General features: G+C 67.9%; 24 protein-coding genes and 1 pseudogene. 14 read left to right on the top strand and 11 right to left on the bottom strand.

All coding sequences use genetic code 11. From position 1 onward, the window contains the following. Positions 1-6: 6 nt before the first annotated feature. The 4 genes from ACFVM3_RS25035 to ACFVM3_RS25020 form a co-directional block, all read right to left on the bottom strand. On the bottom strand, positions 7-2,907 hold the full coding sequence (locus ACFVM3_RS25035) for a discoidin domain-containing protein (protein WP_378442227.1): 2,901 nt from the start codon (positions 2,905-2,907) through the stop codon (positions 7-9). Positions 2,908-3,071: 164 nt separating this feature from the next. After that, positions 3,072-3,758, bottom strand: coding sequence for a hypothetical protein (locus tag ACFVM3_RS25030; RefSeq protein ID WP_378442225.1), 687 nt, complete (start codon positions 3,756-3,758; stop codon positions 3,072-3,074). A 35-nt stretch (positions 3,759-3,793) separates the two neighbouring features. Then, positions 3,794-4,513, bottom strand: a complete 720-nt coding sequence (locus ACFVM3_RS25025; protein ID WP_378442223.1) for a HEAT repeat domain-containing protein — start codon at positions 4,511-4,513, stop codon at positions 3,794-3,796. 190 nt (positions 4,514-4,703) lie between these two features. Continuing rightward, on the bottom strand, positions 4,704-5,189 hold the full coding sequence (locus ACFVM3_RS25020; protein ID WP_378442221.1) for a hypothetical protein: 486 nt from the start codon (positions 5,187-5,189) through the stop codon (positions 4,704-4,706). Positions 5,190-5,759: 570 nt separating this feature from the next. On the opposite strand from ACFVM3_RS25020, the gene ACFVM3_RS25015 reads away from it, so the two are divergent. Further along, positions 5,760-6,353: a hypothetical protein gene (locus ACFVM3_RS25015; RefSeq protein WP_378442220.1), complete on the top strand. Its 594-nt coding sequence runs from the start codon at positions 5,760-5,762 to the stop codon at positions 6,351-6,353. A 20-nt stretch (positions 6,354-6,373) separates the two neighbouring features. Continuing rightward, positions 6,374-6,703 carry a hypothetical protein gene (locus tag ACFVM3_RS25010; RefSeq protein ID WP_378442218.1) on the top strand — a complete coding sequence of 110 codons (330 nt, stop codon included), beginning with the start codon at positions 6,374-6,376 and terminating at the stop codon, positions 6,701-6,703. A gap of 380 nt (positions 6,704-7,083) precedes the next feature. Here the strand turns inward: ACFVM3_RS25010 and ACFVM3_RS25005 are convergent, their stop codons facing one another. Both ACFVM3_RS25005 and ACFVM3_RS25000 read right to left on the bottom strand, forming a co-directional pair. Further along, positions 7,084-7,323, bottom strand: coding sequence for a hypothetical protein (locus tag ACFVM3_RS25005; protein WP_378442216.1), 240 nt, complete (start codon positions 7,321-7,323; stop codon positions 7,084-7,086). A gap of 152 nt (positions 7,324-7,475) precedes the next feature. Next, a complete protein-coding gene (locus ACFVM3_RS25000) occupies positions 7,476-8,153 on the bottom strand; it encodes an MBL fold metallo-hydrolase (RefSeq protein ID WP_378442215.1) in 678 nt (225 codons plus the stop codon). A 107-nt stretch (positions 8,154-8,260) separates the two neighbouring features. On the opposite strand from ACFVM3_RS25000, the gene ACFVM3_RS24995 reads away from it, so the two are divergent. Next, complete coding sequence (locus ACFVM3_RS24995) at positions 8,261-9,484, top strand: acyltransferase family protein (RefSeq protein ID WP_378442214.1); 1,224 nt, start codon at positions 8,261-8,263, stop codon at positions 9,482-9,484. A gap of 77 nt (positions 9,485-9,561) precedes the next feature. After that, the gene (uvrA, locus tag ACFVM3_RS24990; protein ID WP_378442212.1) at positions 9,562-12,417 is read left to right on the top strand and encodes an excinuclease ABC subunit UvrA; all 2,856 of its coding nucleotides are present in this window, start codon (positions 9,562-9,564) and stop codon (positions 12,415-12,417) included. 76 nt (positions 12,418-12,493) lie between these two features. Here uvrA and ACFVM3_RS24985 read toward each other — a convergent pair whose 3' ends face one another. After that, a complete protein-coding gene (locus tag ACFVM3_RS24985) occupies positions 12,494-13,132 on the bottom strand; it encodes a fibronectin type III domain-containing protein (RefSeq protein ID WP_378442210.1) in 639 nt (212 codons plus the stop codon). Between the two features lie 260 nt (positions 13,133-13,392). Here ACFVM3_RS24985 and ACFVM3_RS24980 point away from each other — a divergent pair, with 260 nt between their 5' ends. From ACFVM3_RS24980 to ACFVM3_RS24970, 3 genes are read left to right on the top strand one after another with little or no spacing between them, the layout of a single operon-like run. Next, the gene (locus tag ACFVM3_RS24980) at positions 13,393-13,944 is read left to right on the top strand and encodes a sigma-70 family RNA polymerase sigma factor (protein ID WP_378442208.1); all 552 of its coding nucleotides are present in this window, start codon (positions 13,393-13,395) and stop codon (positions 13,942-13,944) included. Then, a complete protein-coding gene (locus ACFVM3_RS24975; RefSeq protein ID WP_378442206.1) occupies positions 13,941-14,651 on the top strand; it encodes an anti-sigma factor family protein in 711 nt (236 codons plus the stop codon). Before ACFVM3_RS24980 ends, ACFVM3_RS24975 begins: the two co-directional genes overlap by 4 nt. Beyond that, a complete protein-coding gene (locus tag ACFVM3_RS24970; RefSeq protein ID WP_378442204.1) occupies positions 14,648-15,121 on the top strand; it encodes an SRPBCC family protein in 474 nt (157 codons plus the stop codon). The genes ACFVM3_RS24975 and ACFVM3_RS24970 overlap by 4 nt, the downstream gene beginning before the upstream one ends. Before the next feature lie 259 nt (positions 15,122-15,380). Here the strand turns inward: ACFVM3_RS24970 and ACFVM3_RS24965 are convergent, their stop codons facing one another. Beyond that, complete coding sequence (locus ACFVM3_RS24965; RefSeq protein ID WP_378442202.1) at positions 15,381-16,784, bottom strand: MFS transporter; 1,404 nt, start codon at positions 16,782-16,784, stop codon at positions 15,381-15,383. Positions 16,785-16,883: 99 nt separating this feature from the next. On the opposite strand from ACFVM3_RS24965, the gene ACFVM3_RS24960 reads away from it, so the two are divergent. Continuing rightward, on the top strand, positions 16,884-17,285 hold the full coding sequence (locus tag ACFVM3_RS24960; RefSeq protein ID WP_378442200.1) for a winged helix-turn-helix transcriptional regulator: 402 nt from the start codon (positions 16,884-16,886) through the stop codon (positions 17,283-17,285). Here the strand turns inward: ACFVM3_RS24960 and ACFVM3_RS24955 are convergent. Next, the gene (locus tag ACFVM3_RS24955) at positions 17,275-17,856 is read right to left on the bottom strand and encodes a DUF6000 family protein (RefSeq protein ID WP_378442198.1); all 582 of its coding nucleotides are present in this window, start codon (positions 17,854-17,856) and stop codon (positions 17,275-17,277) included. The two genes, ACFVM3_RS24960 and ACFVM3_RS24955, sit on opposite strands and share 11 nt — an antisense overlap. A gap of 80 nt (positions 17,857-17,936) precedes the next feature. After that, on the bottom strand, positions 17,937-19,259 hold the full coding sequence (locus ACFVM3_RS24950; RefSeq protein ID WP_378442275.1) for a cation:dicarboxylate symporter family transporter: 1,323 nt from the start codon (positions 19,257-19,259) through the stop codon (positions 17,937-17,939). Positions 19,260-19,464: 205 nt separating this feature from the next. Between ACFVM3_RS24950 and ACFVM3_RS24945 the strand changes: the two genes are divergently transcribed. The 4 genes and pseudogenes from ACFVM3_RS24945 to ACFVM3_RS24930 all read left to right on the top strand — a co-directional run. Then, positions 19,465-21,069, top strand: coding sequence for an ATP-binding protein (locus ACFVM3_RS24945; protein ID WP_378442196.1), 1,605 nt, complete (start codon positions 19,465-19,467; stop codon positions 21,067-21,069). Further along, positions 21,066-21,734 (top strand): response regulator, encoded by a 669-nt coding sequence (locus ACFVM3_RS24940; RefSeq protein WP_378442194.1) that lies wholly within the window; start codon positions 21,066-21,068, stop codon positions 21,732-21,734. The genes ACFVM3_RS24945 and ACFVM3_RS24940 overlap by 4 nt, the downstream gene beginning before the upstream one ends. A 37-nt stretch (positions 21,735-21,771) precedes the next feature. Further along, entirely contained in the window at positions 21,772-22,137 is a 366-nt protein-coding gene (locus ACFVM3_RS24935) for a MerR family transcriptional regulator (protein WP_378442192.1), read from the top strand. A gap of 18 nt (positions 22,138-22,155) precedes the next feature. Then, positions 22,156-22,434, top strand: a pseudogene (locus tag ACFVM3_RS24930) (alcohol dehydrogenase catalytic domain-containing protein); the annotation flags it as partial. On the opposite strand, the gene ACFVM3_RS24925 reads toward ACFVM3_RS24930, so the two are convergent. After that, positions 22,416-22,541, bottom strand: a complete 126-nt coding sequence (locus tag ACFVM3_RS24925; protein WP_378442190.1) for a hypothetical protein — start codon at positions 22,539-22,541, stop codon at positions 22,416-22,418. The pseudogene ACFVM3_RS24930 and the gene ACFVM3_RS24925 overlap by 19 nt on opposite strands. A 47-nt stretch (positions 22,542-22,588) precedes the next feature. On the opposite strand from ACFVM3_RS24925, the gene ACFVM3_RS24920 reads away from it, so the two are divergent. Both ACFVM3_RS24920 and ACFVM3_RS24915 read left to right on the top strand, forming a co-directional pair. Then, entirely contained in the window at positions 22,589-23,104 is a 516-nt protein-coding gene (locus ACFVM3_RS24920) for a zinc-binding dehydrogenase (protein WP_378442188.1), read from the top strand. Between the two features lie 153 nt (positions 23,105-23,257). Further along, complete coding sequence (locus ACFVM3_RS24915) at positions 23,258-23,806, top strand: snapalysin family zinc-dependent metalloprotease (RefSeq protein WP_378442187.1); 549 nt, start codon at positions 23,258-23,260, stop codon at positions 23,804-23,806. Positions 23,807-23,950: the final 144 nt, after the last annotated feature.

Below are 23,950 nucleotides of genomic sequence, written 5' to 3'. Positions count from 1 at the left end.
GGTACCTCACTCCAGTGACAGCCGATCGAGATCCGGGGCGGACGCGTGGTCGTTGTGCAGCTTGATCGTGTTCGCCCCCGCCTTCAGCTCGATCGGCAAGGACGTCGTGAGCCGGGTGTTGTTGCCGGCGCCGTCGACCTTCACCTCGATCGGAGTGCCGCCGTCGACCGTGACGAAGTACGAGCGCGGCCCGTTGACGGTGAAGTCGATGTGGAGGGTGTAGCGCCTGGTCTCGGGCACGGTGACGTCGTCGAACCGCACGAACGAGCCGGGGTCGCCGCCGATGTTGCGGACCTTCTGCCCACCCGAGCACACCCCGCAGTTCGTGACGCCGGCGTCGCCGACGTCGTTCGCCGAGTCTTCGGCCTCCCGCATGAAGACCCGGTCCGCCGGCCGTGGGCTCACCCGGACGGGTCTGCTCACCGAGTGAGCCCGGCCGAGCAGGTCGAACGACGCGGTGACCGGGACGTCGGCCGCGGTGACACCTTCGGGGGAGACCAGCGTCCAGGAGGCTTCGAGCTCGTTCCCGACCCGCATCGACGCCGCCGTGGCCGGAGCGCCCTGCAAGGTCCAGCCCGCCGGGACGACGGGTGCGAGGCTGACCTGCTTGATCGTGTCGTCGGCGTCGAGCCGCAGCTTCGCGGTCACCCGAAGGGACTGCCGTCCCGGCGCGAGCCACTGGATACCGCCCGGTTCGACGGTCAGCGTGGTTTTCGGCGTGTAGGACGACGGTGGCAGGGGAGCGATCGCGATCCGGTCGAGGCCAGGCCCCGAGGAGGCGTCGCTGAACACCTTGACGGTGTTGGCGCCGGCGTTCAGTTCGACGGGGATCGCCGTCGAGGTCACGACTCCCGGTGTTCCGGCGTCGATCGCGGCCTCGACGGGGGCGCCGCCGTTGACACTCACCGCAACGGACGTCGCGGGACCGCCCATGGTGTCGAGCTGGAGCCGATGGCTTCCGGCTTCGGCGGCCGTCACGCCGGGATAGGTGACCGAGTTGCGCGGGCCGCCACCGAGCCCGGTGACCTGGAACGATCCGGAGCAGGACGAGCAGTGGGCGAGCCTCGCGCGGCCGTCGTGGTCGTTGCGGAAGGACTCCGCCTCCAACGGGTCCTGGGCGCCAAGCGCCGAGCTCGGGTAGCCGTACGCCACCTTGATCTCGTCGATCGCCAGCTGCTTGTAGAAGGGTTTCGCCTGCGGTCCGGACCAGGTGTTCAGCACCTCGAGTTTGACGAACCGGGTCTGCCGTTCGCCGAAATCGATGAACTGGACACCGCGGGCGCTCGGCATCGCGCCGGTGCGGACCGGTTTGCCCCAGTTCCGCCCGTCGTCGCTGACGTAGACGCGATAGTCCTTGATCCGCGCTGAGTCCTCCGGCCTGCCGAACGACTCGCGCGCGTGCGTCGGCGACATCTCGCGCTGGTTCACCGCGAGGTAAGCGGCGGTCCGTCGCCTGCCGAGGTCCAGGGTCAGCGACACCGGCTGCTCGCCGTCGGCGTCCCAGTAGTTCTCGAAGTTCCCGTCGACCAGGTTCGACGCCGGATGCCCGGCGCGCGAGGACGAAGCGGTCGTCTTGATCGTGTGGGAGTCGTGGAAGTGCCGCTGCCCGGCCGTTTCCACCTTGAACACCGTGTCGTAAGTGTCCCAGTCCTTGATATCCACAATGGTCAGATAACCGCCGGATTGGCTGAAGCGCAGCGACTTCCCCGTGCGCAGGTCCGATACCCCGGTCACCTTGTATCCGTTGTCGCGCAAACGGAGCAGGTCGGTGCGCGGCCGCGTCACCACATGGAGGTACTGCGTTCGCGCGCCGGGCTCGACGGTGATGACGCCGTGCGCGCCGTCGTTCCAGAACCCGGGCTGCATCCCGCCGTACAGGTACCCGCCGCCCTCCTTGCCCTGGAGTGAGGATTTGATCGGCGGCACCCAGCTCGCCATGAAGTTGTTGTACGCCTCCTGTTGTGGTGGGAACTTCCCGTTCACCATCGGGGTTTCGGCCATCAGCGACTTCATCGACGAACCCGCGTTGGTGATGTAGCGCCCGGTGGACAACCGGAAGTCGACGGCCTGGTCGGTGCCGTCGTACCACCAGCCGCCGTTGGTCGGCAGCTTGTAGTCGGCCTCGGTGAGCCTCGGCATCGGGGTGAAGGCGGCCTGCGGATAGTCGTACGGCGGTGTGATGCCGGTCTTCTGCTCGTTGCTGACGGTGTCCATGATCGGGGTGTCCTCGTTGTTGTTGCTCAGCAACCAGGACGGCCGTTTCTCCCGGATCTGTTCGTAGAGCCGGTTCTTCTCCCAGTAGTCGTTGTCGTTGTCGATCCAGAACCCGGCGAGGTCCGCGTAGCGGTCCATGACCTCGTGGAAGAGGTCGTAGCTGTACTCGCCGAAGCCCGGACGGGTCGTCAGGTCGACCTGCTTGCCCTTGTAGGCCGAGTACGCGGCGGAATCCAGTGACTCGACCCCGGTCTCCTTGTGCCACTGGGGATCGTCGGTCATGTAGAGGATCGTCCGGACGCCCTTCGCGTTGCCCGCCTTGACGAGCTCGCCGAGGAGGTCGCGGCGCGTGGAACAGCTGCCGGGGATCGCCGACGGCCACGGACGCGCGTAGCCCAGCCTGCTGTGGAACGTGGCGAGCACGATGTAGGAGGCACCCAGCTTGCGGGCCTCGTCCACCCAGTAGTCCGCGCTCCAACCGCCGTCGGTGACGGCGCGTTCCCAAGCGGCGCAATCGGTGTGGCGTGGTGCGGTGAACATGCCCCAATGGAGGAAGAGCCCGGAGGTGGCTTCGCGGAGCCACTTCTGCCGGGGATGGTGCACCTCCGCGCTCGCGGACGTCGTGGTGAGCAGGTTCGCCAGCAGGGCGAGAACCGCGGCGAGCCAGGCGGTGCGACGCACTCGAACTCTCATGACCATCCGCTCTCATCCAAGGCGTGGTTTCCCGAGAGATCCGATGATTGCGGCAGAAATGTCGATGGTCAAGCCCCGATGAGCGGGACGACGCTCAGGTCATCGGAGGTATTCCGCGACTAAGCCCTCTCGTCCGCGGTACGAGAGGGCCTGTCGGTCGTGACTCAGATGTTGAAGCCCGGATGGGTCGCGAAGGCGTTGTCGATCACGAGGTTCCCGCGCTGGCGGGCTCGTTCACGCAAGGCCGACGTCGTGCGGGCGCCCTGGGCGTAGAACCACCACAGGTAGAGCGCGCCGTACATCCAGGCGCCCTCGTAGCCCCAGGTGGAGTCGGCGCCGCTCTTGCCCGCGCCGAACACCGAACCCGCCGGGAAGTTCGCGTTGTGCGGTTTCCCGCCCTGGTGCCGCGATTCGTGGATCAGCGTCTCGGCGCGGCCGGGAACGTCCTTGGAGTACCAGAAACCGAGGTACACCTCGATCCGGTCGTCGACGAACGCCCCGCTGAACGAGCGCGCGATGGCGCTGCCGTCACCGCAAAGCGAGCGGAGGTCGTCGCAGTTGTCGCGGACGTACCGGCGCGCCCAGTTCAGCATCGCCCCGGAATAGGCGTCGTTCTGGTAGTCCTGTGCCGAATAGGTCAGCAGGTAGCACGCGTTGAACGTCCTGGCCAGCGGCTTGTCGGTGTTGCACGCGTCTTCCCAGCCGAAGCCGTCGTCCCAGTAGTCCTTGTTGCCCGCGAAACCGTAGGTGTTCCAGAAATAGTCGATGTAGGTCTGATTGCAGATCGAGGCGCCGTAGAAATTGTCCCCGGTCACGTTCTTGTCGGGCACGGTGTAGCTGCAAGTGGCCATCGGAGATCACCTGTCTGTAGAAGGAATGGATGGGTTCAGGAGCGCGGGGGTTCCGGCGGCGGCACGTCGTCCGACCGTGAGTCCTTCACGTACCGGCCGCCGACGGCCTGGGGGACACCACGGACGTCGACCCGGCGGATGTTCAGCAGGCGCTCGTCCTCGGTGCCGCCGAGCTCCTCGCGCACCCGCGCGGTGAGCTCGGTGTCCCCGGTCTCGGCGATGGCCTGTACCGCCGCGCGCCGTACCGTGAACACCTCGTGCCGGACCTGCCGCAGCAGCAGCTCCTTGGCCGCGCTGTCACCGGCGGATGCCAAGCGCGCCAACGCTTCCACGGCGGTGGTGCGGATGATCACCTCTTCGCCGACGGTGCTGATCCCGTGTGCGGGGTCGTCGGAACGCTCCGGCGGGATCGGCCGGCGCAGCACGTTTTCCAGCACCGGAACGGCGGCGGTGTGCCTCAGATCGGTGAGGAGCTGGACCAGGCCCCAACGCTCCAGATACTGCTCCTCGGACATGGCGTCGTACTGCGCTCCGAGCGCCGGGGCCACGTCGTCCGCGCGCTCACGAAGCCGGTCGAGGCTCCGCTGGTAGTTTCGCTCCGCGTCCTCGCCGGACGCGGCCATGGTTTCGGCTGCCTGGGTGACCAGTTCGCCGATTTCGCTGTTCGAGAAGCTTCCGAGGCCCGAACTGCCAGGGCCCGCTTCGAGATTGTCGCCACCCGGGCCCAGGGACGGGGTGTCGGGATTGCGTGGCATGAGGTTCTCCTTCGCAGCTGCGGTGATGCTGACGGAAGGAAGGAACGCGGGGAGGCGGGGCAGATACCGGATTTTCCGAAAATTCGCCCCTTGGGGCAAAACGTGATTTTCACCGCGGGAATCCGAAAAGGATTTTGCTCACCGGAAGCCGGGTGGCCGACGAAAAGCCTTCACGGATTCCCGCTCGTGATCAATGGCGGACGTCGATGACGACGCGGTTCGGCGACGTCAGGGTGAACACGGTGACCGATGTCCTCGATCGGACGCCGAGACCGATGGACAAGGTGCCTTCGTAGTCGCCGGTGACCGCGACCGCCATGACGTTGCGCAGATTCCGGGTCCGGAATTTCTGCGGTCCGGGATAGGTCGGATTCCCGGCGTCGTCGTGCGCGGCCGCCGGGGTCGCGGTGACCGCGACGAAGAATTCCCCGGTCAGCCAGACGATCTCGCCGGAACCATCGGCGATCAACTCGTCGACGAGGTCGTACCGGACGGCGGGTGCCGGGCCGGCGGTCAGATCGAGGACGACCCGGTCGAAGCCGGGGTTCTGGCCGGTGCGGATCCCGGTCATGGTGGGGATCTGTTGTGCCGCCGCGGAAACCGGTGTGACCGCGGCGATGGCGCCTGCCGCCATCAGGACGGTGGCGGCGAGTGCGCGTCGTAGGGTGATGGTCATGGCGATGACCTCCTGCCGGAGAGTTGGTACCGGAAAGACGCCACAGATCCCGATCGGTTGTTTTCTTCGCGCTATCGTTACTGATCTCCGAATATGCGTCGAACGATCTCGAAGTCGACGGGATAGTGGTTTTTAACGTCCTCCGCGAGCCAGGTCATGTATTGGAGATCGCTTTTCGCGGAAGCGATGGGATGCGTGAATTTCCGGAAACGCACGTGTCCGTGGAGCCGCCGCCCCGGCAATGTGCGCCGAGAAGGTATTCTCCCGAGCGCCCATCGGTCACCAACGCCGTCGTGGGAAGAGGCCGGGCGCCGGGCAATGCCTTCCATGTCGGCTCCGCTCACCCGGACGGACCACAGGGCCGGTGAGGACGTCAGCCCGGCTCGCCGTATCCGCTATGCCGGGGTCGTATCCGTAGTACGGCATCGCGCTGTGGTCCGGCTCCGGGAGCGCGAACGTTACGACGGCCATTTCTCGAACCCGCCGGATGTGGTGTACTAGTACACCTTGGGCGCGACGGCCGGCGAAAGCCTTCGCCGGTTCTGATCTTTCACGGTCAGGAGGAGTCTCTTGTCGTCAAGCGTGGGGGCGCCGAGCCGGTTCTCGGAGCGTCAGCGGTTCGCCTGTCAGCCGGTGTTCCTGGAACGCCTGCTCGTGAACGTGGAAATGCGGCATGGAAGGGCCTATCGCCGGTTGGCGGTCCGAACCGTCGTCGCCCGCGAGAACGGCGTCGACGGCTACACGGCGGGGGTTCCCGTCAAAGCGATCTTGGGATGCCGCGTCGAGACCTCGGCGGACGCCGTGGACCTGCGCTTCCCGAAACCGCTGCGCAAGGGCGAGCGGCACGAGTTCGTCTCCCTCGTGTGCGATGACGATCTGGACGGCGAGAGACGGTGGATCAACATCGACGTCGACCATCACGGGATCGCGCCAGGTGTCGTCGACGGTGAGGGCAAGGTCAAGGGAGGACTCAACGTCAGCATCACGTTCGACGACCACGTTCCCGAAGCCTGCTGGTGGTACGCGGAACAGACCGAGTGCGAGCGCGTGATCCGGCCGCCGGACGGCGATCGGCGACTGCTCGAAATCCGGCGTGGCGTCGTCGAGCACACGTTCGCGGGGCCTTGCCGGCCGCGCGAGCAGTACGGCATCGCTTTTCGCTGATGGGCGCCAGGGGAGTGAACATGGGCGATGACGTGGGCTTGGAGTCGCTGCTCGACTACGCGCGAGAGGACCGGGTCGGGCTCTCGGTCGTGGCAGCCGTGGCAGGAGCGAAGGTGGGCGAAGGCGCGACGTTCGCGGAGAGAACCGCGGAGCTGCTCTCGGTGGTGGGCGCCTTGATGGACCGAGGCGTTGTACCCGGCGACCTGGTGGGCGCGGATCGCGACTTCGTGGCGTGGCCGGGGTCGAAGGGTGACGTTCTGTCGCGGCTGGCGTGCGAGGTCAAGGCGTTGGGGGATCTTCCGGCGACGGGGGAGCTTTGCTGGATCCATCATCCGGCCGCGGCTGGGTGATGTTGCCCGAGTCGGGTCAGAGATCGGCGGCAGATCTCCGTGCCACATGTTCGATGTGGTGGGAGGTGGCCATGGCGACCCAGCGAAGGACTGACCCGGCGGTTCTCCCGCCGGTGCGTCGGTATCGCGTCAGTTCATCGCCCCCACGAGTAGCCCGGAGCTTCTGACGATCGGATGGCGCGGCAGGCTGTCACACAACCGCGACTTCGGCGAAGCTGGCCCGGCCGCTGCGTGCGTTCCTCCGGCACCCGGCGTATCGGGGCCGCGTCGAGCTTCACGCCATGGGTAGCCAGCGACCACGGTCAGACCAGGGGGACCGCTGGTACGAAGCCGTAGGCGGCTTCCTACGCGCCGTGGACTTCGACCTGGCCGTAATCCCGCTACGGCGTAAGTTCGCGTCGACCGGTGTCGGTGAGCATGTAGTACGGCCGCCAGTCGGGTGTGGACTTGTCGAACTCATGGGCGACCCAACCGAGGTTACGCATCTCCGCCAGCATCTCCGCCAGCCGCCGATGACTGACGGCCGCTGCACGCCGGAGATCCTGGGCGTAGAAGCGGGCTTCGGCGCCTCCCGCGAGGAACACGTCCGCCAGCCGGCTCATCTCTCGGGCTGACCGCATGGCCCGATTCTAGTCGTCCTCGTCGTCTTCCAGCCGTCGTGGAAGCCAAGCGAACCGCCCAGGTCGGCCTCTCGGTGAGGCTCGTCCGTTTTCGTGCAAACGAAACGGGGCTGCCTATGTGTCAGGCAGCCCCGTTCTGGAACGTCGTCAGCTCACCAGCCGCGTTCGCGCCACTCCGCCAGGTGCGCCCGCTGCTCGCCGAGAGTCGAGTCGTCCCCGTGTCCCGGATAGAACCAAGTCTCATCCGGCAGCTCGTCGAAGATCCGCGACGAGACATCGTCGATCAACGAAGAAAAGTCCTCCGGCGAACCGGTCTTGCCGACGCCGCCGGGGAACAGCGAGTCGCCGGTGAACAGGTGCGGGTGCCCGTTCGGGTCGCGGTACAGCAGCGCGATGGAGCCGGGGGTGTGGCCGCGCAGGTGGATCACGTCGAGGGTGATCTGCCCGACCTTGATCGTGTCGCCGTGTTCGACGAGGAAGTCCGGCGGGATCGGCAGCGGTTCGGCGTCCAGCGGGTGGGCGGCGGTGTTCGCGCCGTTCGCGCCGGCGACGGCGCCGAGGGCCTGCCAGTGATCTTGGTGCTGGTGGGTGGTCACGACGGTCTTCAGCGCGGGCCGGTCGGGGCCGTGGCCGATGAGGTCGGAGATCCGCTCCGGGTCGTTCGCGGCGTCGATCAGCAGCGCTTCGTTCTCGGCGCGGCAGACCAGCAGATACGCGTTGTTGTCCATCGGGCCGACCGACAGCTTGGTGATGGTGAGCGCGTCCAGGGTACGACGGGCGGCGTCGCCGCCGGGGTCGACATGCCCGGTGTAGGTCTCGACGATGTTCACACCGCATACGGTAGTCGTTCGCCTGCAATCGGTTCCACCCGCACAGGCGGCGCACAGGTGCACGACGTAGGCTCGCGTCGCCCCGCCAGCCGAACCACAGGACGCTCGTGCCCGACGCCTCGCCGCGCGCTTCGCGCAAGATCAGCTGGGACGTCCTTCGCGTGGTCGCCGTCCTCGCGGTCATGCTCGGGCACGTCACCCATCAGGGGGCGCTTCTGCATCCCGAACTGGTGGGGTACCCCTTTCGAGTAACCGCTCAGTTCGGCGCGGCCATCCTTCTGGTGATCTCCGCGTTCTTCGTGTGCGCGAGCCTGCGCAAGGGGAAGCCGGGGCGGTGGCTGTGGAACCGGGTCGCGCGGCTGGTGCCCGCGTACCTGGTGGCGGTGGTGGTCACCTACGTCGTCGCCCGGTACGCGACGATCCGGTTCAGCGGCTTGCCGTTCCCGCCGGGCCTCTCAGGGTTCCTGTTCGGCGTGCCGCAGGGACCGCCGTCCGATCCGTCGCCCTGGTATGTCCCCACCGGCGCCGATCTGCTCGCCAACCTGGGCATGGTCCAGGAATGGGGCTGGCGGTACGAACTCTTCTATTATCTCGACGGCGCCTACTGGACGCTCCCGGTCCAGCTCGTCGCCTTCACCGCCGCCGCCCTGCTGTGGCCACGCCGGTGGCGCACCCACCGGCTCACCGTGGGGCTGCTCTGGGCGCTGATCCTGGTGCCGCTTTTCCTCCGGTTCGTCGTGTTCGACCCGGTTTCCACGCCGAAGCTCGTGGAGACCTTCTACTACGGCCTCGGTCTGCATCGCGTGCACGTCTTCGCCATCGGGATCGCCATCTGGCTGTGGTCGAAACGACGTCTAGCGCACTGGCACGTCGCGTTGTTCGTGCTCGCCGCCTGCGCCGCGCAGGACCTGCAGGTCTTCCCGTTCCACCATGCCCTGCCGAACGATCCCGAGCGCTGGCCGTCGGCGATCGGGTTCGCGATCATGCTGCTGCTGGTGTGCCTGGCCGCGCGCGGACCGGACTGGCGGTTGCCCGGCCTCTCCAGGATCGCCCCGGCTGTCACCTGGCTCGCGGGCATCTCGTATGGTCTTTATCTGGTGCACCAGGAACTCGGTTACATCCTGGCCCGTGCCCTGCTGAACGCCGGTGTCCCCGGCTGGCTGCGGCTCCCCTTGGTGCTGGCCGCCGCCGTATTCGGGGGCTGGGCGATCACCGCCGGCGTGGAACGACCGGTCCACCGGTGGCTCACCGCTCGCCGGGATCGCCGCGAAAAGCCGGGAAAACCGCAGGTCAAAGACTCGGAACCGGTTTCTGTCGGTGGTGCCTCGTAGCATGGATGCGGCCGCCCGTGCAGCTATCGACCGGGACGGCGACCGCAGCTGAGAATGAAACCTGAAGGGACCCTGGCGTGGCTGATCGCCTCGTTGTTCGCGGCGCCCGCGAGCACAACCTCCGCGGTGTGGATCTCGACCTGCCCCGCGACAGCCTGATCGTGTTCACCGGTCTGTCCGGGTCCGGGAAGTCGAGCCTCGCCTTCGACACCATCTTCGCCGAAGGGCAGCGTCGCTACGTCGAGTCGCTGTCGGCGTACGCGCGCCAGTTCCTCGGCCAGATGGACAAGCCGGACGTCGACTTCATCGAGGGCCTGTCGCCCGCGGTGTCGATCGACCAGAAGTCCACCTCGCGCAACCCGCGTTCGACCGTCGGCACCATCACCGAGGTCTACGACTACCTGCGCCTGCTCTACGCCCGCGCCGGGAAGGCGCACTGCCCGCAGTGCGGCGAGGCGATCAGCAAGCAGACCCCGCAGCAGATCGTCGACCAGGTGCTCGCGATGGAGGAGGGCACCCGCTTCCAGGTGCTCGCGCCCGTCGTCCGCGGCCGCAAGGGCGAGTACCTCGACCTCTTCGAGAACCTGCAGCAGCAGGGCTACGCGCGGGTCGTGGTCGACGGGACGGTCCACCCGCTCACCGACCCGCCGAAGCTGAAGAAGCAGGAAAAGCACCAGATCGCCGTCATCATCGACAGGCTTTCGGTGAAGACCAGCTCGCGGCAGCGGCTCACCGACTCCGTCGAGACGGCGCTCCGGCTGGCCGACGGCCTGATCGAGCTGGAGTTCGTCGACCTGCCGGAGAACGACCCGCATCGCGTGCGCGGTTTCTCCGAGAACCTGGCCTGCCCGAACGGCCACCCGCTCGCGATCGAAGACCTCGAACCGCGGTCGTTCTCCTTCAACGCCCCCTACGGCGCCTGCCCGGACTGCACCGGTATCGGCGTCCGCAAGGAGGTCGACCCGGAGCTCGTGGTCCCGGACGACGAGATGTCCCTCGGCGAGGGTGCCATCGCGCCGTGGGCGGGCGGCCAGAGCGCGGACTACTTCATCCGCCTGCTCGAGTCGCTCGCGGAGACCATCGGCTTCCGGATGGACACGCCGTGGCGCAAGCTGCCGGCGAAGGTGCAGAAGGCCGTTCTGCACGGTGTCGACGAGCAGGTCCACGTCCGCTACAAGAACCGCTACGGCCGCCAGCGTTCGTACTACGCGAGCTTCGAGGGCGTCATCCCGTTCCTCGAGCGGCGCCAGGAGCAGACCGAGTCCGAGTACATGCGCGAGCGGTACGAGGGCTACATGCGCGAGGTGCCGTGCCCGGCCTGTCAGGGCACGCGGCTCAAGCCGGAGATCCTCGCCGTCACCCTGGAGCACAAGACGCAGGGCGACCGGTCGATCGCCGAGGTCTGCGCCCTGTCGATCGCGGAGGCCTCGAAGTTCCTCGACGAGCTGGAGCTCGGCAAACGCGAGCAGGTGATCGCCGGCGCGGTGCTCAAGGAGATCCAGGCGCGGCTGCGTTTCCTGCTCGACGTCGGCCTCAACTACCTCTCGCTCGATCGCGCTTCCGGGACGCTGTCCGGTGGCGAGGCGCAGCGCATCCGGCTCGCCACGCAGATCGGTTCCGGTCTGGTCGGCGTGCTGTACGTGCTGGACGAGCCGTCGATCGGGCTGCACCAGCGCGACAACCACCGCCTGATCGAGACGCTGGTCCGCCTGCGGGATCTCGGCAACACGCTGATCGTCGTCGAGCACGACGAGGACACCATCCGCTCCAGCGACTGGGTGGTCGACATCGGCCCCGGCGCCGGTGAGCACGGTGGCCACATCGTCCACAGTGGACCGTACAAGAAGATCCTGCGGAACAAGGAATCGATCACCGGCGCGTACCTGTCGGGCCGCACCAAGATCGAGGTCCCTGCGATCCGGCGCCCGATCGACAAGAAGCGGCAGCTGACCGTCGTCGGCGCGCGCGAGCACAACCTGCGCGGTCTCGACGTGTCGTTCCCGCTCGGCTGCCTCGTGTCGGTCACCGGTGTCTCGGGTTCCGGGAAGTCCACGCTGGTCAACGACATCCTCGCGACCGTGCTGGCGAACAAGCTCAACGGTGCCCGCCAGGTCCCCGGCCGCCACACCCGCGTGAACGGGCTGGCGAACGTGGACAAGCTGGTCCGCGTCGACCAGTCGCCGATCGGCCGCACCCCGCGGTCCAACCCGGCGACGTACACCGGCGTGTGGGACCACGTGCGCAAACTGTTCGCCGCGACCACCGAGGCGAAGGTGCGCGGCTACCAGCAGGGCCGGTTCTCGTTCAACGTCAAGGGCGGCCGGTGTGAGGCCTGCGCCGGTGACGGCACGATCAAGATCGAGATGAACTTCCTGCCGGACGTCTATGTCCCGTGCGAGGTCTGCAAGGGCGACCGGTACAACCGCGAGACCCTCGAGGTGCACTACAAGGGCAAGACCGTCTCCGACGTGCTGAACATGCCGATCGAGGAGGCGGCCGAGTTCTTCGAGCCGATCAAGGCGATCCACCGGCACCTGGCGACCCTCGTCGACGTCGGCCTCGGCTACGTCCGGCTCGGGCAGCCCGCGCCGACGCTGTCGGGTGGTGAAGCGCAGCGCGTCAAGCTCGCCAGCGAACTGCAGAAGCGGTCCACCGGCAAGACGGTCTACATCCTCGACGAGCCGACCACGGGTCTGCACTTCGAGGACATCAGCAAGCTGATCGGCGTGATCAACGGGCTGGTGGACAAGGGCAACACGGTGATCGTCATCGAGCACAACCTCGACGTCATCAAGACCTCGGACTGGATCATCGACATGGGCCCCGAGGGTGGTTCCGGAGGTGGCACCGTGATCGCGGAGGGTACGCCGGAGCACGTCGCTTCGGTGGAGGAGAGTTACACCGGGCAGTTCTTGAAGACCGTTCTCGCCTGAGTCACCAATGCTATGAACGGTCCTTTCCTTGCAAATTTTGCAAGGAAAGGACCGTTCATAGCATCCGGAGGAAGAACTACCGCTTCCCCGTGGTCCGGTCCAGCACCGGAGAAGCGGGCCCGTAGTAGAAAGCGCGCAGCCGGTACGAAGCGCCCTCCTCGCCCGGCATCGTGGCGAGCCCGGCCGACGTCGTCCCCGGATCGGAGACCTCGACCGGCACGAACTCGGCGGCGCCGGGTTTCTTGATCTCCACCAGGAAACCGTCTTCGTCGCTGGAGCGATCGGTCCAGCTGAACCGCACCATCTCCTCCGGCGCGGGCACGGCCCGGAACGACGACGGAGCTGCCGAGCGATCGCCCGTCCGCAGGGACACGGCGGGCCCGACCGCGGCCGGAGTGGCGGGCCCCGAAACCGTGACAGCGTCCGAAACGGGGCCGTAGAACGGCCGGATCCGGTAGTAGAACCGCGTTTCCGGTATCAGGTCCGGATGCCGGAAAGTCGTCTGCCTCGGCGGCACGAACTGCAGGATCGTGTATTCGCCGTGCGGATCGGTGGTGTACTCGACGATCCGCCCCGCGGCGGCCGGATCGTCGTCGGGCCAGCTCAGGTCGACGTTCACCGGATCGCTCAGTGTCGCGGTGAAACCGGGCTCCTCGCCGCATCCCGACACGAAAGCGAACACCAGCAGCAGAACGGCCACGAGTTTCCTCGGCACGCCCAGGCCCTCCCGGGAATCAGGCGGCGGCGGAATCCGGAGGCGTCAGCATACGAGCGCGTCCGGTGATCGACAAGACCTCGGGTGAACCGCATCCCCGTGCCGTCCGTGTGGGAGGCAAGAGGAGGCGGCCATGGAGAACCGAGGAGAGGCCGGTGCCGATGCACAGTTCGATCGCGGCACGCGCCGAACGATCCACTCTGCCCCTGCGGGTTGCAGTACTGTCCTCGCCGACCCAGAAGACCGTCGGGAGGACGCGAGTGGCGATCGGAGGCCGGCGGCCCAAAAAGGCCAAAGGCGAGGACTTGGTCCGGCACTTGTACGCCGAACACGGGCGAAGCCTGCTGGCGTACGCGACGAGGCTGACCGGGGACCGCGCGGCAGCAGAGGACGTCGTGCAGGAGACCCTGGTCCGCGCCTGGAAGCACGCCGAAGACCTGGATGACGACGCGAAGGGATCGGTGCGGGGCTGGCTGCTCACGGTGGCCCGCAACATCATCACCGACCGCGCGCGGGCCAGGGCGGCGCGGCCGCCGGAAGTGGCGGAGCCGGAGGAAGGCGTGCCCACCCCGGCGGTGGAGCGGGATCACGCGCAGAGCGTCGTGGACTCCATGGCCGTGCTCGGCGCGATGGACGGCCTCTCCACGGAACATCGTGAGGTACTGGTGGAGATCTACTACCGGGGCCGGACGGTGGCCGAAGCGGCGAGATCCCTGGGCGTGGCCCCGGGTACCGTTAAGTCGAGATCTTATTACGCGTTACGGGCGCTCAGAGCCGTGATGGCGGGACCTGGAAAGGAGGTAGCGCGATGAGTGCGGTGGGACACGACCAGGGCCAGCTCGCCGCCTACGTCCTCGGCGGGCTCACCGCGGCGGAAGCGGCCACGTTCGAGACACATCTGGCGAACTGCCCCACGTGCCGTCGTGAGGTGCGCGAGCTGTCGGAACTGCGGTATCACCTCGACGAGGTACCGCCGGAGGCGTTCCTCGAAGGGCCGCCCGACGGCGGAGACCTGCTGTTGCAGCGCACGCTGCGTCAGGTTCGCGAAGAAGAGGGCATTCAGGAGCGCAAGCCGCGGCGGCTTCTCGCCGTGGCCGGCGCGGCCGTACTGGTCGTCGTGGCGCTGGGCGCGGGCGTGCTGGTCGGACGCCAGACGTCGCCCGAACCGTCGACGGTGGCGCTGCCCGTGCCGGCGTCGGCCGCCCCGGTGCCCGGCACCCGCGATCTCGCGGCCACCGACCGGGAAACGGGCACCCAGCTGGCGGTCCGGGTCGTCCCGGCGGCGGGCTGGGTCCGGCTCCACGCGAAAGCGACCGGTGTCCGTGAAGGCGAGAAGTGCACGCTCGTCGTGGTGACCAAGAGCGGAGAGCGGGTCACCGCGGGCAGCTGGCTCGTTTCGGAGAAGGGGCAGCGCGCGGGCGCCGGGATCGACGGTTCGGCACTGGTGGCCCCCGACGACGTGGCTTCGGTCGACGTCGTGACCATGGACGGCCGGAACCTGGTGTCGGCGCGGGTATGACGGACTCGGTCGCGGGTCGCGGAGGCGGTTGGTACCGCTTCCGCGACACCTGGCTGCTTCCTGCCTCGCCCAAGGCGGTTTTCGACGCCGTCGTCGACCTGGCCGCGTATCCGTTGTGGTGGCGCGACGTCCGATCGGTCAGCCAGGTCGACGAGGACACCGCCGAACTCGTCTGCCGGTCCAGGCTGCCGTACGCGCTGACCGTCCGGATGCACCGGGATCGGCAGGACGAGCGCGAGGGCCGGGTGCGGGTCCTGCTCAGCGGCGATCTCGAAGGGATGCTGGCCGGCGTGCTGATGGCGGCGGGGGAGGGCACCAGGCTGGAGATCACGCAGGAGGTCGAGGCGCGGAAACCGTTGCTGCGCAAGCTCGATCGGATCGCTCGGCCGGTGTTCCGGATCAACCACGCGCTCATGATGCGCCGGGGGCACAACGGATTACGGGGATATCTGGCGGCGTCCGCGAGTTAGGCTCGCGCCACGCTCTTCCGGATCGCAGAAGTCGATCTCTGCGTCATCCAGGAACTTTCCTCGACCGGCTTGGAGTTCGAGGCGCTCGCCGCCGATCCAGGACTCTGGCTGCCCCCGGACGATCCCGCCTCGGACCGCTCCGGGAGGCGTGCCGGGCCAGTGGTGTCCATGCCGTCATCGGCCTTCCGTTCGTTCTTGGGCCGACTGGGGAAACCGTTGCCACGTATGGAAGTGCTGTCGGCGAGGTCTCCGAATGGGCTTACGCGACGATCACTTCCTGAGCCTTCCGAGCTCGCAGAACCACGGCCGCGACGAAGACGGCGAGAGCGAGCAGCCCGGCGCTCAACGCGTACGCCGTCCGGTAGCCGCTGGTGAGGGCTTCGGGAATCGCGGTGCCCTCGGCCAGGAGCGAGCCGGTGCGGGACGCGGCGGCGGTCGCGAGCACGGCGGTCCCGATGGCCGCGCCGATCTGCTGCGTGGTGTTGATCAGTCCCGAAGCGACCCCGGTGTCGGCGGGGGAGACGCCGGACATCGCCTGCCCCATCAGCGCCGGCATTGCCGCGCCGAACCCGATGCCCATCAGGACGAGCGCGGGCAGGACGTCCGTCGTGTAGCTTCCGTCCGCCTCGACGGTGGCGAGGAAGCCGAGCGCCACCGTGACCAGGGAAAGCCCGGTGACGAGTACCGTTCGTGCCCCGAAGCGGTGGTTCAGCCGCTCGGCGAAGACCAGCGACATCACCGCGATCGAGAGCGGGGCGGGCAGGAAGGCGAACCCGGTGCTCAGCGCGTCGAGCCGGAGCACGCGCTGGAGGTAGAGCGCGGTGATGAACTGGAAACCGAACAGCCCGGCGACCATCAGCACCATCACCGTGTTCGCCCCGGACACCGAGCGGAGGCGGAAGATCCGCAGCGGCAGCAGCGGTTGACGGGCCTTTGCCTGCCGCAGCACGAAGCCGGCGAGCAGGAGCAGGGACACCGCGAGCAGCCCGAGCGTGCGGACGTCGGCCCAGCTGTACTCCTCGGCCTCGACGATCGTATAGACCAGCAGCATCAGCCCGCCGGTGACCAGTCCGGCGCCGATGACGTCGGTGCCGCCGCGCAGCCCGGGGCCCCCGTCGTCGGCGAGCAGCCGGACGGCCAGCGCCAGCGCGATCGCGCCGATCGGCAGGTTGACGAAGAACGTCCAGTGCCAGTCGAGCAGTTGCGTGAGCGTTCCGCCCGCGATGAGCCCGATCGACGATCCGGCGGCCTGGGTGAAGCTGTAGACACCGATGGCCTTCGCCCGTGCCCGCGGTTCGGGGTAGAGCGTGGTGATCATGCCGAGCACGACGGCCGACGCCAGCGCGCCACCCGCGCCTTGAAGGAAGCGGAACCCGATGAGCTGCGCCTGGTCCTGGGCGATTCCGCAGAGCAGCGAAGCGAGGGTGAACAGGCCGAGCCCGGCAAGGAAGACCCGTTTCCGGCCGATCAGGTCGCCGAGTCTGCCGGACAACAGGAGCAGCCCGGCGAACGCGATCAGGTAGGCGTTGACCACCCAGGCGAGGGTGGACGGCGTGAAGCCGAGGTCGTTCTGGATCGCGGGCAGTGCGACCGCGACGATCGAGCCGTCGAGGACGACCATCAGTGAGACGGCGCAAAGGACGGCGAGGGTGAGAGCGCGCATGGTGATCCTTCGAGATTTCCCCAGGTGATGCCTTGGTGTATCACTTGTAACAGCGCCCATCTTGTGTGACTCTGTTCCTCGCCGGAAGGAGGCACTTTCATGTCCCAGGGGAACACCGATGTGACCGCGCAGGCCAGGGTGGTCGATCCGGAAAAACTCGAGGTGTGCACCGTGCTCGAAGTGATCAACCGGATCAGCGGCAAGTGGGCGATCGGCATCCTGCTGGAGGCCACGCGCGGTCCCGTGCGGTTCACCGAACTCGAGCGGTCGGTGGAGGGGATCAGCAGGCGGATGCTCACGCTGACGTTGCGGAACCTCGAACGCGACGGCCTGCTCGTGCGCACCGTGTACCCGACGGTGCCGCCGAAGGTGGAGTACGAGGCCACGCCGATGGCGAAGGAACTCTATGCGTCGCTGAGCGGCTTGCTGAGCTGGGCCGAGCGCCACCGCGAGTCGATCGCCGCGTCCCGCGTCGTCTACGACGAGAAGGTCAGCGCCTGACGCCCGCCGCGTGCACGGCGCGCTGGACGTGCGAGCACAGCAGGTCGAAGTACCTCGTCTGGAACGGTAGATCCGTGCTGTTCTTCGCGGACCAGCTTTCCCAGAGCCCGCCAGGCCGCAGATAGCGTGACGTGTACCCGGTCGTGAGGTCGGCGTCGACGTGATGCAGGGCCGCGAGCGCCCATTCCTGGTCGTAGCGCAGATCCGGCCGCGCGAGGTATCGGTCCAGATAGGACACGAGGATCTCGGCGTCGGCGATGGTGCCGAACCGGGCGAGCGCGAAACAGTAGCCCTGCCCGGCGAAGACCAGGTCGCTTTTCAGGAACAGCTCCCGGAGACGTCCACGCCAGGCGGTGCGGCGGTCGACGCCGATCAGCCATGCCGCCGTGATCCGCGGCCGCCAATCCGCCGCGAGCAGTTCTTCGAGTTCGTCGTCGGTGATCGCCCGCGCGTCCTCGACGAGGTCGCGCAGGAATGTCTCGCCTTCGGGGCCGCTCATCATCCCGGCGAAGTTGCCGTGCAGCAGCTTCGCGTACCGCGCGATCACGTAGCGGTCGATGGCGTCCGGCATGCCGCTCAGTTTGCCGGAAAGAAGAAACCGCGGTGCGAGGACGGGGGACCCTCGCACCGCGGTTTCGTTCTTGCCGTGCGCTACACGCGTGCCACGGCCTTCTCCCTGTCTCCGTCACTGTCCTCGTGGGGATCCGAGGCGTGATCGTCGATCAGGGTGGCTTCGTCGAACGGCGCCTGACCGCTGAAGACCTGGTTGGCCCGTTCGCGGTCGAACTCCTTGGTCCACGTTCCGACCAGGACGGTCGCGACGGCGTTGCCCGCGAAGTTGGTCAGCGCGCGGGCTTCGGACATGAACCGGTCGATGCCGAGGATGAAGCCGACGCCGTCGACCAGTTCCGGCCGGTGCGACTGGAGGCCGCCCGCGAGGGTCGCGATCCCGGCGCCGCTGACGCCCGCCGCGCCCTTCGACGCGATGATCATGAACAGCAGCAAGGAGATCTGCTCGCCGACGCCCAGTGGCTGGTCCTGCGCGCTGGCGATGAACAGGGTCGCCATGGTCAGGTAGATGGCCGTGCCGTCGAGGTTGAACGAGTACCCGGTGGGCACGGTGATGCCGACGACCGGCTTGCTGACCCCGAGGTGTTCCATCTTCGCGATCAGGCGCGGAAGGGCCGACTCGGACGACGAGGTCGACAGGATCAGCAGGAATTCGCGGCCGAGATAGCGCAGCAGGGTGAAGATGTTGATCCGCGCGCCGAGCCACAGCACCGAGCCGAGCACGCCGAACACGAAGACCAGACAGGTCAGGTAGAAGCCGATCATGATGACGGCGAGGCTGCGCAGCGCGCCCCAGCCGGTTTCCCCGACCACCGCGGCGATCGCGCCGAACGCGCCCACCGGGGCCGCCCACATGATCATCGCGAGGATCCGGAACACCAGCCGCTGGATGTGCTCGATCCCGCGGCGGATCGGCTCGCCCTTGGTGCCCAGCTTCTGGACGGCGAACCCGGCGAGCAGCGCGACCAGCAGCGTCTGCAGCACCTGGCCTTCGGTGAAGGCGGACCCGAAGCTGGTGGGGATGATGCTCATCAGGAAGTCGACGGTGCCTTCGCCGCCCTCGGCCTGTTTGTGCGCCTTCGCGGCTGCGGCCGGGTCGAGGTGCAGGCCCTCGCCCGGGTGCAGGAGGTTGCCGACGACGAGGCCGATCGCGAGCGCGAACGTCGACATCATCAGGAAGTAGCCGAGCGACAGCAGCCCGACCTTGCCGACCTTCGCGGCCTTCGCCACCGATCCGATACCGAGGACGATGGTGCAGAAGATGATGGGGGAGATCATCATCTTGATCAGGTTGACGAAGCCCGTGCCGAGCGGTTTGAGTTCCTTGGCCAGACCCGGCGCGGCGAACCCGACGATGACGCCGAGGACCACCGCCGCGATCACGGCCAGGTACAGGTAGTGCATCTTGTCGCGACGTCGTGGCGCCGCTTCCGGCGTTGTAGGCACCTTTGCCTCCAGCTCAGGGGGTGTCCGTGGGATTGCCGGTCACTATCACCCGGCCAGGTGAGCTGGGTCACGGTTGTGTTCATTGAGTTCGCGCGAGCGGCTTCCGGGGAATTCCGGCCGGGCGTGCCGAGCGGCCACGGGAACGGTGTGCTGGTATGAGCGGGTGCCCTCGACGACGCGGACCCGGACCAGGCGCGGCAGTCTCGCCCGCCAGCTGCTGATTCTCCAGCTCGTGGTGCTTTTCGTGCTCGTCGCGGCGGGGGTCGCGTTCGCCTATCTCGATTCCGTCCGGGCCACCGAAGACCGGGCGGAGGACAAGGTCGTCGCAGTCGCCGAAGCGGTGGCGGACGCGCCGGGGGTGCTGGCCGCACTGTCCACATCGGAGCCCACTGCGACGCTGCAGCCGTTCGCGCAGCGTGTCCGCGCGGACACGGAAGTGGATTTCGTGACCATCATGGACAAGAACGGGATCCGCTACACGCATCCGAATCCGGACCTGATCGGCCGGCCGTTCATCGGCAACATCGGCGAGGCGCAACGCGGCGGCAGGGTGCTCGAGACCTACGCCGGCTCGCTCGGGCCGTCCGAACGCGTCGTGGTGCCGGTGCACGGCGCCGCCGGACAGGTCGTCGCGCTGGTGTCGGTCGGCATCACCGTGGAGGCGATCGACGCCGAACTGCGGGAACGCCTGTGGCCGCTGATCGGGGTCGCGGCGGCGGTGCTGGTGGTCGGCGGGATCGGCAGCTATCTGGTGAGCGCCCGGCTCCGGCGGCAGACCAGGGGGATCGCGCCCGAGGAATTGAGCAACCTGTTCGAGTATCACGAAGCCGTCCTGCATTCCGTGCGCGAGGGATTGCTGCTCGTCGGCGGCGACGGGCGGGTGGTGCTGTGCAACGACGGGGCCCGCGCGCTGCTGGGGGTCACCGACGATCCGGTCGGCCACGAACTGTCCTCATTGGACATTCCAGAAGATCTCGTCGAAGCGTTCGCCTCGGGGGAGGAGCGCACCGACGAACTCCATCTCACCGAAACCAGGGTGCTCGTCGTCAGCACGTCGCCGGTGCGCTCGCGCGGGAAGGCGATGGGCACCGTGGTGATCCTGCGCGACCACACGGAACTCCAGGCGCTGACCGGGGAACTGACCACCGTGCGCGGCCTGGCCGAGGCGCTGCGGTCCCAGGCGCACGAGGCGGCGAACCGGCTCCACACCGTCGTTTCGCTGGTCGAGATCGGCCGTCCCGAACAGGCCGTCGAGTTCGCGACCGAAGAACTCGCGCTGGCGCAGGAACTCACCGACCGCGTGGTCGGCGCGGTCGCCGAACCGGTGCTCGCGGCGCTGCTGCTCGGCAAGGCGGCGGAGGCGAGCGAGCGCGGCGTCGAGTTCACGATCACGCCCGACACCGTGATGGAGGACGCGGACACCGGTGTCCCACCGCGGGATCTGGTGACCATCCTCGGCAACCTGATCGACAACGGCATCGACGCGGCGGTGGGGAACGCCGGCGACCGCGGGCGGCCCGGTGTCGAAGTGACCGTCCGCGCGGACGCCGACGGGTTGCTGCTGCGGGTCGCCGACACCGGGCCGGGCGTCGAGGACGTCGAAGAGGTCTTCCGGCGCGGCTGGTCCACCAAACCGGAGGACGGCCACGGGCTCGGCTTGGCACTGGTGGGTCAGGCGGTGCGGCGGCACAGTGGGACGATCGACGTCGGCCGCGACGAGGGCGCGGTGTTCACCGTTCGCTTGCCGCCGAAGGAGTCCGCGCGATGATCAAGGTGCTGGTCGTCGAGGACGAACCGGTGGCCGCCGACGCGCATCGGGTGTACGTCGAGCGGATGCCCGGCTTCACCGTGTCCGGTGTCGTCCACTCCGGTGGCGACGCCCTGCGGTTCTGCGAACGCGAACCGGTCGACCTGGTGCTGCTGGACTTCTATCTCCCCGACACGCATGGTCTCGCCGTCTGCCGGTCGCTGCGCGCCGCCGGGCTTCCGATCGACGTCATCGCGGTGACTTCGGCGCGGGATCTGGCGCTGGTGAAGGCCGCCGTGTCGGTCGGCGTGGTGCAGTACCTGCTGAAACCGTTCACTTTCGCCTCGCTGCGGGAGAAACTCGAGCGCTACGCCGAGTTCCACGGCGCTTCGGGCGAGGTGACCGGACAGGCTGAGATCGACCGCGCGCTCGGCACGCTGCGCACCACTGAGCGGCAAGCCCTGCCGAAGGGGATGAGCTCGCAGACCCTGGAGGCGATCACCGAAGTCCTCGCCTCGGCCGCCGACGGACTCTCCGCCGGGGCGGCCGCGACCGCGATCGGCGCCTCGCGCGTCACCGCGCGCCGGTACCTCGAATACCTCGCCGACAACGGTCTCGCCCAGCGCGAACCCCGCTACGGCCAGGTCGGCCGCCCCGAGGTCTGGTACAAACCGAGAACCGTATAACGACCTATACGTGGGCTCGGCGGCTACCTTGGGCGTCGTGAAGATCGGCGAACTCGCGCGGAAGACCGGGGTCAGCGTCCGTGCGCTGCGCTATTACGAGGAAGAGGGCTTGATCAGCCCGGGCCGGGAAGGCAACGGCTACCGCGACTTCTGCGAAGGCTCGGTCGAGGCCGTCCTGCAGATCCGCGGGATGCTCGACGCGGGCCTCCCGGTCAGGCTTATCCGTGAGGTCCTCCCGTACCTCGACGGGCCAGGAGAAGTCCGGCCGAAGGAGCCGTGCGAGTACATGATCGGCGAGGTCGCGCGGCAGCGGGAAGTGCTCGATCGCCGGATCGCGCTCATGACCCGCAATCGCGACGCCCTCGACGCGTACCTCCGCGACTTGACCCTCACGCAAATGTGAGGGTCTTAGCGTGCGGACATGACTTCGATGCGCGCGCTGCGACAGAACTCCTCGAACGGTCCCGAAGATCTCCACTTGATCACCGACGCTCCCGTCCCGGTGCCGGGACCAGGTGAAATCCTGCTGAAGGTCACCGCCGCCGGGGTCAACTTCGCCGACGTCATGCAGACGCGGGGCACGTACGAGGGCGGGCCGGAAGCCCCGTACGTCGCCGGGTTCGAGGCCGCCGGGGTGGTCGTCGCCGTGGGGGAACGGGTGACCGCGCCCGCCATCGGCGATCACGTCGTCGGGACCGGAGGCGGGGCCTTCGCCGAATACATGGTCATGCCCGCGGCCGGCGCGGTCCCGGTGCCCGAGGGCTGGTCGGACGACCAGGCGATCGGGCTGATCCTGAACTGGGTCACCGCGCTCGCCGCACTCAAACCGCTGGGCAGGCTGGCCGCCGGAGACCGTGCTGGTACAGGCGGCGGCGGGCGGGGTCGGTCAGGCCGCGGTCCGGCTGGCCAAGCACTACGGGGCGACCGTCATCGGCGCCGCGTCGCCGGACAAGCACGACTCGGTCCGGGCGCTGGGCGCCGACCGCGTGGTCGGTTACGGCGAGGAGACGGGGGAGGTGGACCTCGTGCTCGAGTCGGTCGGCGGGGCCACGTTCGAGGCCGGTCTCGCCGCCGCCAAGCGGGTCACCGGACGGGTCGTGGTCTACGGCGTCGCCGGGGGAGAGGTCGCGATCACCAACCGGGACTTGAACTTCCGGCATCAGATCCATGTGATCGGGCTGCACCTCGGCGTTCTGATCGAACACGCGCCCACGATCTTCGCTGAGCTGATGGACGAACTGCGCGCCCTCATCGCCGCCGGTGTCTGCGTGCCGGGAAATCCGACGGTGTACGACCTCGCGGACGGGCCGAAGGCGCTCGCGGACCTCGAAGCGCGGGCGACGTCGGGAAAGCTGGTGCTCCGGCCTTGAGCCCGACATGATCATATGCGAACACGTGCATGTCAATAGGGCGAAAGTGTTGGTAAATCACCAGCTGGCGGAAACGACGAAAGTTGGTGCCGTGCCCCGTGCGGGACTTCTAGATTCACGAACCATTCCGTTGTCCTCACAAGGAGTGGGTCCATGGCAAGGAAGTTCTTCGTCTCGGCGTCGGTGAGCTTGGCGCTGCTGGCCGTCCCGGTCACCGCGGGCCAGGCCACGGCGGCGGTCCAGCCTGCTCAGCGGACCGCGGCGGCGACCACGGTCTACTACGACGCCTCGGGGGCGCCCAGCTTCCGCGCCGCCATCCAGGCGGGCGTGGCCAACTGGAACAACTCGGTGTCCAACGTGAAGCTGCAGGAGAGTTCGTCGGGCGCCACCCTGCGCTACACCGAAGGCAACGACCCCTCGGGTTCGTACGCCGAGACCGACGGCCACGGCCGCGGCACCATCTTCATCGACTACACGCAGGCGCGGGAGTACGACCAGACGCGGATCGCCGCGCACGAGACCGGCCACGCGCTCGGCCTGCCGGACAACTACCAGGGCCCGTGCTCCGAACTGATGTCCGGCGGCGGTCCCGGCCCGTCCTGCACCAACGCGAAGCCGAACGCCCAGGAGGCCTCGCGGGTGAACTCGCTGTGGGCCAACGGGCTCGTCGCGGCGGGCGCCATGCAGCGTATCTACAACTGACGCCTCGGGTCCCTGGTGCCATTCGGTGCCGGTGGGTGCCCGGTCCGGAGCATGTCGCGAAAGCCACAGTGATGATGATGTGTGTGGATGGAGTTCTGGCGGGGTCTGGCTCGGAAAGCCACTGACGCCCTGGTTGGGGTTGTC

This window comes from Amycolatopsis sp. NPDC057786 (assembly GCF_042797905.1).
GTDB lineage: Bacteria > Actinomycetota > Actinomycetes > Mycobacteriales > Pseudonocardiaceae > Amycolatopsis.
The sequence above is the reverse complement of the archived record's forward strand: the minus strand, read 5'-3'. Positions and strand labels throughout refer to the sequence as shown.